The 7,505-nt window shown below is 73.4% G+C and carries 7 protein-coding genes and 1 pseudogene; 4 read left to right on the top strand and 4 right to left on the bottom strand.

The window, feature by feature from the left end:
• The 3 genes from pgsA to DKL51_RS04605 all read right to left on the bottom strand — a co-directional run.
• The coding region (pgsA, locus tag DKL51_RS04615; protein WP_124811762.1) for a CDP-diacylglycerol--glycerol-3-phosphate 3-phosphatidyltransferase at positions 1-579 on the bottom strand (579 nt) is incomplete at its 3' end.
• A 77-nt stretch (positions 580-656) separates the two neighbouring features.
• Positions 657-2,156, bottom strand: coding sequence for a 30S ribosomal protein S12 methylthiotransferase RimO (gene rimO / locus DKL51_RS04610; protein WP_109947411.1), 1,500 nt, complete (start codon positions 2,154-2,156; stop codon positions 657-659).
• 77 nt (positions 2,157-2,233) lie between these two features.
• On the bottom strand, positions 2,234-3,157 hold the full coding sequence (locus DKL51_RS04605; RefSeq protein ID WP_124811761.1) for an ornithine cyclodeaminase family protein: 924 nt from the start codon (positions 3,155-3,157) through the stop codon (positions 2,234-2,236).
• 93 nt (positions 3,158-3,250) lie between these two features.
• On the opposite strand from DKL51_RS04605, the gene DKL51_RS04600 reads away from it, so the two are divergent.
• Entirely contained in the window at positions 3,251-3,565 is a 315-nt protein-coding gene (locus tag DKL51_RS04600) for a DMT family transporter (RefSeq protein WP_109947413.1), read from the top strand.
• Positions 3,566-3,675: 110 nt separating this feature from the next.
• Entirely contained in the window at positions 3,676-3,921 is a 246-nt protein-coding gene (locus tag DKL51_RS04595; RefSeq protein ID WP_109947414.1) for a hypothetical protein, read from the top strand.
• A 64-nt stretch (positions 3,922-3,985) separates the two neighbouring features.
• Here the strand turns inward: DKL51_RS04595 and DKL51_RS04590 are convergent, their stop codons facing one another.
• Positions 3,986-6,442 carry an FtsK/SpoIIIE family DNA translocase gene (locus DKL51_RS04590; RefSeq protein ID WP_109947415.1) on the bottom strand — a complete coding sequence of 819 codons (2,457 nt, stop codon included), beginning with the start codon at positions 6,440-6,442 and terminating at the stop codon, positions 3,986-3,988.
• Positions 6,443-6,555: 113 nt separating this feature from the next.
• On the opposite strand from DKL51_RS04590, the gene DKL51_RS04585 reads away from it, so the two are divergent.
• Both DKL51_RS04585 and DKL51_RS04580 read left to right on the top strand, forming a co-directional pair.
• Positions 6,556-7,035: a type III secretion system chaperone family protein gene (locus tag DKL51_RS04585; RefSeq protein ID WP_124811760.1), complete on the top strand. Its 480-nt coding sequence runs from the start codon at positions 6,556-6,558 to the stop codon at positions 7,033-7,035.
• A pseudogene (locus DKL51_RS04580) lies at positions 7,032-7,505 on the top strand (YbjN domain-containing protein); the annotation flags it as partial. The gene DKL51_RS04585 and the pseudogene DKL51_RS04580, both read left to right, overlap by 4 nt.

The raw sequence follows: 7,505 nt of genomic DNA, 5'->3' as shown, positions 1-7,505 counted from the left end.
GGGGGTGGGGCGGCGGAGGCGGAGGGCCTGGGCGATGTAGTCGAAGCCGGTCAGGACCGTGACGAGGACGGCGGCGCCCATGATCCACGGGCCGACGGCGACCAGGGCGGCGGGCATCGGCCACAGGTACCAGGTGATGGCCAGGATCTGCAGGGCGGTCTTGATCTTCCCGCCCCGGCTGGCCGCGATCACCCCGTGCCGGATCACCCAGAAGCGCAGCGCCGTGATCCCCAGCTCGCGGGCGAGGATCACCGCGGTCACCCACCAGGGCAGCAGGGCGTACCAGGAGAGCAGCACCAGGGCCGCCCCGGTGAGCGCCTTGTCGGCGATCGGGTCGGCGACCTTGCCGACCGAGGTGACGAGCTTGAACCGCCGGGCGATCCAGCCGTCCACCAGGTCGGTCACCGAGGCGACGACGAAGATCAGGCAGGCGGCCATCCGCCAACCCGCGTGGGTCATGGCCGAGACGACCACGGTCGCCCCGAAGACCGGGACCAGCAGGACCCGCAGCGCGGTCAACGCGTTCGCCGCGTTGAGCACCGGCACCCGGGCCACCACCGTGGACTCCGCTCCGGTCATCCCCACACCCCGCTCCGGCCGCCGTGGCGTTCCTGACACCGCACCACGTGGCTCCCCCGCTCCGTCCGGACCCGACGTCACCGTGCCGCGCCGGGCGCCGCCGAGATCATCTCATCCGGCACGGCGACCAGGTCGACACCCTCGGTCGCGGTGACCGTGGCCCGGACCAGGTCACCGGGGCGCAGCGCGGCCAGGTCCACCCCGCCGCCGTCCGGCGCGACCAGGGTGGTCGAGCCGTCGACCTCGGGGGCCTGGTGGGCCGCCCGCCCCTCCACCACGCCGTCGGCGACCGAGTCGACCAGCACCTCGACCGTCGAGCCGACCCGGTCCTCGGCCCGCTGCGAGCAGAGCTCGTCGGCGAGCGCGCTGAGCTTGTCGTACCGGCGCTTGATGGTGGCGGCGGAGACCTTGCCGGGCAGTCCGGCGGCCTCGGTGCCGTCCTCGTCGCTGTAGTCGAACATGCCGATCGCGTCGAGCCGCGCCTCGGTCAGGAACCGGACCAGCTCGTCCACGTCGGCCCGGGTCTCCCCCGGGAAGCCGACGATGAAGTTGCTCCGGGCCCCCGCCTCTGGGGCCAGCGCGCGGGCGGAGGCCAGCAGCTCCAGGAAGCGGTCGGTAGAGCCGAATCGCCGCATCCGGCGCAGCACCGGCTCGCTGGAGTGCTGGAACGACAGGTCGAAGTACGGCGCCACGCCGGGTGTGGTGGCGATCGCCTCGACCAGGCCGGGCCGGGTCTCGGCGGGCTGGAGGTAGCTCACCCGGACCCGGACGATCCCGGAGACGGCGGCGAGCTGCGGCAGCAGCTTCTCCAGCGCCCGGGGGTCGCCCAGGTCCTTGCCGTAGGAGGTCGAGTTCTCGCTGACCAGCACCAGCTCGCGGACGCCGGTCTTGGCCAGCCATTCCGCCTCGGCCAACAGTTCGTCCGGCGTACGGGAGACGAAGGCGCCGCGGAAGGCGGGGATGGCGCAGAACGCGCAGCGTCGGTCGCAGCCGCTGGCCAGCTTGAGCGAGGCGACCGGACCGGTGTCGAGCCGGTGCCGCAGCACCTGCCGCAGGTGGGCCGGGGTGTGCTCGTCGGTCTCGGTGGCGGCCCGGGTCGGGGTGCCGTGGCCGGGCAGCGACACCGCCGCCTCGCGGCGGGAGACCGGGGTGAGCGGCAGCAGCTCGCGCCGGTCGCGCGGGGTGTGCGCGTCGATGGCCTCGCCGGCGACGACCGCGTTCAGCCGGGCGGAGATGTCCGGGTAGTCGTCGAAGCTCAGCACCGCCCGGGCCTCGGGGAGGCTGTCGGCCAGCTCCCGGCCGTACCGCTCGGCCATGCAGCCGGCGGCGACCACCTTGGCGCCGGTGTCGGCGGCGGCGAGCAGCGTCTGGATGGAGTCCTGCTTGGCCTTCTCCACGAAGCCGCAGGTGTTGACGACCACCACGTCGGCGCCCTCGCCGTCGGTGGTCACCTGCCAGCCGTCGGCGTGCAGCCGGGCAGCCAGCTCCTCCGAGTCGACCTCGTTACGGGCGCAGCCCAGGGTCAGCAGGGCGACGCGGCGGCCGTCAGCAGCGGAAGGGGGGGTGGCAGACACGATCCGAGGGTACCGGGCCGGGACGGGAACGCCGCGATGGCGGGCCGCCGGGCATCGGTCGGCTCACACCGGCGGGGCGGTCAGCGGGTGCGTGCGCCGACCCGGGCCAGCCGGTCCAGGAGGAAGACCTCCGTGCCGGCCAGGCCGGTGGAGCAGAAGACGGAGATCTGGTCCGCGCCGGTCCGGCCAGGGACCGCGCCGGCCAGCACCGCGCCCAGGTCGCGCAGCCGCTCGGCGTACGGCGGGAGGACGGCCAGCATCGGCGGGTCGTACGCGGCCGCCTGGGCCGGCGAGTCGGTGACCAGGACGTCGGCGGCGTCGAGCAGGTCGGCGCCGAACTCCGCGCGGTGCCGCTGCTTGAAGCCGACGGTGTTGACGTGGGTGCCGGGGGCGAGGTCGCGGGCGTCGAGCACCGGGGTCCGGCTGGTGGTGGCGAGCACCACGAGGTCCCGGCCGGTCACCGCGGCCGTCGCGCTGCCCACCGCCCGGGCCGGTACGCCCAGCTCGGCGCGGACCCGGGCGGCGAACGCCTCCCGGTTGGCCGCCGAGCGGCTGTGCACGGTCACCTCGCGCAGCGGGCGGACCGCGGCAGCGGCCCAGACCTGGGTCCACGCCTGCCGCCCGGAGCCGACCACGCCGAGGGTGGCCGCGTCGGGGCGGGCGGGGGCGTCGACGGCCACCCCGCCCAGTCCCCCGGTACGCCGGGAGCCGAGCTCCTCGCCGACCGCGATGGCCCGCACCGCCCCGGTACCCGCGTCGTGCAGCACCACCAGCTGCCCGCTCTCCCGGTGCCCGAAGGTGTCGTACGACCGGAAGCCGTACCACTCGCCGGTCAGGTGGCCGGCGGTGAGCACCATCCGCCCGCCGCCGAGCGAGGCGCTGACCCGGGGCGGGGCGATCAGGCGACCCTGGTACGCGGCCAGCAGGGCGTTCCGCATCGCGTCCACGGTGAGTGGGGCGTCCAGCGCGGCGGCAACGTCGTCGTCGGAGAAGAGCAGGGTCATGTCTCCATGGTGCAACTTGAAGTGAAGTTGAGATCCACCGGAGGTGGGCTTCCTCACCCCCCGCCCCCGGCAGCGGTGTTAGCGTCGCCTGCCATGGCCTGGATCGTGCTGGTGCTCTCCGGACTGCTGGAAACGGCGTGGGCGGTCGCCCTCGACCGCAGCGCCGGCTTCAGTCGACTCCTTCCCTCCGTCGTCTTCGCGATCACCCTGCTGCTGAGCATGGCCGGCCTGGCGTACGCGCTGCGCGAGATCCCGGTCGGCACCGGCTACGCGGTCTGGGTCGGCATCGGGGCGGTGGGCACCGCGCTGGTCGGCATGCTCGCCCTGAACGAGCCGGCCAGCCTCCCCCGGATCGTCTGCCTGCTGCTGGTGATCGCCGGCGTCGTGGGGCTGAAGATCTTCCACTGAGGCGTCCGGAAAGCCTCCCGCCGCCCGGTATCGAACCGGATGCGTAGCGCGAGCGCGGATTGGGTAGTCATCGGCCACCCCACCAGAGGGCCTACTTCACGGAGGACACCATGGCCGACATGCACGCCACCGCCCGCCCGCGCAGCAGCGCCGCGCGGATCTGCACCATCCTGGGGTTCGTCTTCGCCGTCATCGCCGTCTTCTTCTCGCCGCTGTTCTTCGGCCTGGCCGGTCTGATCCTCGGCATCGTCGGCGCGGTCCTCGGCGACAAGCCGCTGGGCTGGTACGCCGCCGCCGCTGCGGTGGTCGGCGCGATCCTGCACATGGTCGTCACCGCCGCGTTGCTGAACTCCTGACCGCACCCGTCACGACGAAGGGCCCGCCGGATCCCGGCGGGCTCTTCGTGTCGTCGCCGTCGGGCTACTCCTCGCCGCCGCGCAGCCCGACCAGGACCTCCTCCAACTCGTCCGGCTTGACTAGCACGTCCCGGGCCTTGGACCCCTCGGACGGGCCCACCACGCCCCTGGTCTCCATCAGGTCCATCAGCCGGCCCGCCTTGGCGAAGCCGACCCGCAGCTTGCGCTGCAGCATCGAGGTCGAGCCGAACTGCGAGGTCACCACCAGCTCGACCGCCTGCACCAGCAGGTCCAGGTCGTCGCCGATGTCCTCGTCGATCTTCTTCTTGCTGTCCTGCGCCGGGGCGAGCACGTCCGGGCGGAACTCCGGCTCCCGCTGGTCCTTGCAGAACTTCACCACGTCGTGGATCTCGCGCTCGGTCACCCAGGCGCCCTGGATCCGGATCGGCTTCGAGGCGCCCATCGGCAGGAAGAGCCCGTCACCGCGGCCGAGCAGCTTCTCCGCGCCCGGCTGGTCGAGGATGACCCGCGAGTCGGCCAGCGAAGACGTAGCGAAGGCCAGCCGGGACGGCACGTTCGCCTTGATCAGACCGGTCACCACGTCCACCGACGGGCGCTGGGTGGCGAGCACCAGGTGGATGCCGGCGGCCCGGGCGAGCTGAGTGATCCGGACGATCGAGTCCTCCACGTCCCGGGGAGCGACCATCATCAGGTCGGCCAGCTCGTCCACGATCACCAGCAGGTACGGGTACGGCCGCAGCTCCCGCTCGCTGCCCGGCGGCGCCTTGATCTCGCCGTTGCGCACCTTGCGGTTGAAGTCGTCGATGTGCCGGACCCCGTTGGCCGCGAGGTCGTCGTAGCGCATGTCCATCTCGCGGACGACCCACTCCAGCGAGTCGGCCGCCTTCTTCGCGTTGGTCACGATCGGCGTGACCAGGTGCGGGATGCCCTCGTAGCCGGTCATCTCGACCCGCTTCGGGTCGATCAGCAGCAGCCGCACCTCGTCCGGCGTCGCGCGCGCCAAAATGGACATGAGCAGTGAATTCAGGCACGAGCTCTTGCCGGCGCCGGTGGCCCCCGCGATGAGGATGTGGGGCATCTTGGCCAGGTTGGCCACCACGTAGCCGCCTTCGATGTCCTTGCCGAGTGCCACCACCATCGGATGGTGGTCGCTGGTCGCGGCCCGGGAGCGCAGCACGTCGCCGAGGGCGACGTTCTCCGGGTCGGTGTTGGGAATCTCCACACCGACCGCGCTCTTGCCCGGGATCGGGCTGAGGATCCGCACGTCGGGCGACTTCACCGCGTACGCGATGTTGCGGGAGAGCTGGGTGATCCGCTCGACCTTGACGCCCGGGCCCAGCTCGACCTCGTACCGGGTGACCGTCGGGCCGCGGGTGAAGCCGGTGACCGCGGCGTCCACGTCGAACTGCTCGAAGACGCCGGTCAGCGCGGCGATCACCTCGTCGTTGGCCTTGCTCCGCTTCTTCGGCGCCGCCCCGCTGCCGAGCATGTTGGCCGGCGGCAGCGTGTAGTCGCCGGCCAGGCCGGTGAGCGCGAGCTGCTCGGCCCGGGTGGGCAGGGGCGAGTGCTCCGGCGGCTCGACCGGCTTGCGGCTGGCGGGCACCTTGTTCGGCGGCTTGCGGGGCAGCACCAGGGTGTCCTGCATGTCGACGCCGTCCAGGTCGGCGTCGGGGTCGTCCGGGTCCAGCGGCGGCGGCATCCGCTTGGCCGGCCGCTTGCGGGCCGCCTTCTCCACCACCTCGGTGCCGGCCTCCTCGGCGCCTGGCGGGGCGACCAGGGTGCCGGCGAGCAGGCCGAGCCGCTCGGGAATCTTGTTGATCGGGGTCGCGGTCACCACCAGCAGGCCGAAGACCAGCAGCAGGATCAGCAACGGCACCGCCACCCAGGCGGTGATCGCCGCCTCCAGCAGATCACCGACCCCGGCACCGATCAGCCCGCCCGCGTAGTCGCGCTGGACGGAGTCGACCGGGTCCTGTCCGATGTGCAGCATCGCCGCGGTGGCGATCAGCATCGACCCCCAGCCGACCAGGCCCCGGCCGCGGTGCTCCGGGTCGGGCGGGGTGCGCATCAGCCGCCAGGCGCCGATCATCAGCAGCACCGGCACCACGATCGCGATCGCGCCGAGGAAGAGCCGCACGGTGTCGGCCAGCCGCGCGCCGACCGGCCCGGCACCGCCGAACCAGATGGCCACCGCGGTGAGGATGGCGAGCCCGAAGAGCAGCAGGCCACCGCCGTCGCGGCGATGCTCCGGGTCGAGGTCGCGGGCCGCGGCGGCCTGCCGGCCGGCGGCCCGCACCGCCCAGCCCACCCCGTGTGCCAGCCCCATCCACAGCGCACCGATCGCCCGGCCGATGTAGACGGCGGGCCCCGGGCGGGCCGCCGGTCGCCGCCGGGTGGTCGCCCTGGTGGTCTTCTTCGCCGGCTGGCGGGCACGGCTGTTCGTGGTACCGCGCGGCGACGCGCCGCGCCGCCGGCTCGCCTGAGAGGTACGGCCCGCCATACAGTCACCGTAACGGCGTCACCCGGCAGATCGCCGCTTTTCCGGGTCGTGTCCGCGCGTCGCAGCGCGGACCGCGCCGTCGGCTGTGTTATTCGCCTCAGAAGGGATGCCCGATGGCGTCGCCGGAGAACGAGGACGGTCCGGACGGCCCCCTGGCCGGACACCCGCAGGCGTTGCGACCCCTGACCGGCGAGCTGCTCGCCGCCGTGCTGGCCAACCGCGGCTACGCGGTCGCCCGGGACGCCGACGGCGATCTGGTGGGCCGCTGGGAGGAGAACCTGATCTGGTTCTTCCGCCGCGGTGCCGCCGGCGAGATGCTCCAGGTCCGCACGATCGCCGCGCCCCGGTTCGGCATCGAGCACGTACCGTCCCTGTACGCCTTCTGCAGCTCCTGGAATCACGACCGGCTCTGGCCCAAGGCGTTCGTGCACGTCGCCGACGACGGGCTGGCGCAGATCTGCGGCGAGGTGACCACCGACCTGGAGGCCGGGGTCACCCCGCACCAGCTCGACCAGCTGATCGACGGTGGCATCTCCACCGGGTGTCAGCTCGCGGCCGCCGTCGGCCAACTTCCCGGCGGGTCGGACCGGTGACCACCTCCCGGGACCGGGGGCTGGCCGCCGCGCTGGCCGACACCGGGGACCTGCCGGACGGCGAGGCCCGCTTCGCCGAGCTGGAGCGGATCGCCGCCCAGGCCGACGCCGCCGGCGACCCGCGCACCGGGCTGGCCGCCCGGTTCGCGCTGATCGAGGCGTACCTGCACCACGGGGAGCGGTGGCGGCTGCTCGAACCGGTCCGCCGCTGCCTGGCGGCCGTCGATCGGGCGCCCGGCCTGCTCGACGACCACCCCGACGACGCCGGGACGCTGCTTCGCCACCAGCGGCAGGCGGTGGAGGCGCTCTTCGGCACCCCGCGGATCGGCCTCGACCAGGCCCGGTCCCTGTTGGACGATCTCGCCGACCGGCTGGGCCCGGACGCCGAGTCGGTCGCCGAGCTGCGCTGCCGGCTCGCCGACCACCTCGGTGACGAACCGACCGCCCGCCGGGAGTACGACCGATGGCGT

Origin of the sequence: Micromonospora globispora (assembly GCF_003857015.1) — a bacterium.
GTDB classification, from domain to species: domain Bacteria; phylum Actinomycetota; class Actinomycetes; order Mycobacteriales; family Micromonosporaceae; genus Micromonospora; species Micromonospora globispora.
Note: the sequence above shows the minus strand (reverse complement) of the source record. Positions and strands in the feature narration are given on the sequence as shown.